This window comes from Streptococcus gordonii, assembly GCF_001553855.1.
GTDB lineage: Bacteria > Bacillota > Bacilli > Lactobacillales > Streptococcaceae > Streptococcus > Streptococcus gordonii.
The window spans coordinates 1-350 of sequence record NZ_LQWV01000020.1 but is presented as its reverse complement, the minus strand read 5'-3'; the positions used below and the strand labels follow the sequence as shown (position 1 = coordinate 350).

Below are 350 nucleotides of genomic sequence, written 5' to 3'. Positions count from 1 at the left end.
GACTCACTGGCAGAAACTGAAGCGCTCATAGACGCGGATTCACTGGCAGAAACAGACGCACTGGTGGAGGCCGATTCACTCGCAGATACAGATGCGCTCGTGGACGCTGACTCACTCGCACTTACTGAGGCACTCATTGAAGCGGACTCGCTCGCACTTACTGAGGCGCTCGTCGAAGCTGACTCGCTTGCAGAAACTGAGGCGCTAGTTGAGGCGGACTCACTGGCAGATACCGAGGCACTCGTATACGCTGATTCGCTGGCACTTACTGAAGCGCTTGTGGAAGCCGATTCGCTCGCACATACTTAGGCACTCGTAGACGCGGATTCACTGGCACTTACCGATGCACT

1 protein-coding gene is annotated in these 350 nt (G+C 56.0%); it reads left to right on the top strand.

The features are described from left to right. Nucleotides 1-309: MSCRAMM family adhesin SdrC (locus tag AWH02_RS11105; RefSeq protein ID WP_236708900.1), on the top strand; the 309-nt coding region annotated here is incomplete at its 5' end. Between the last annotated feature and the right edge of the window lie 41 nt (nt 310-350).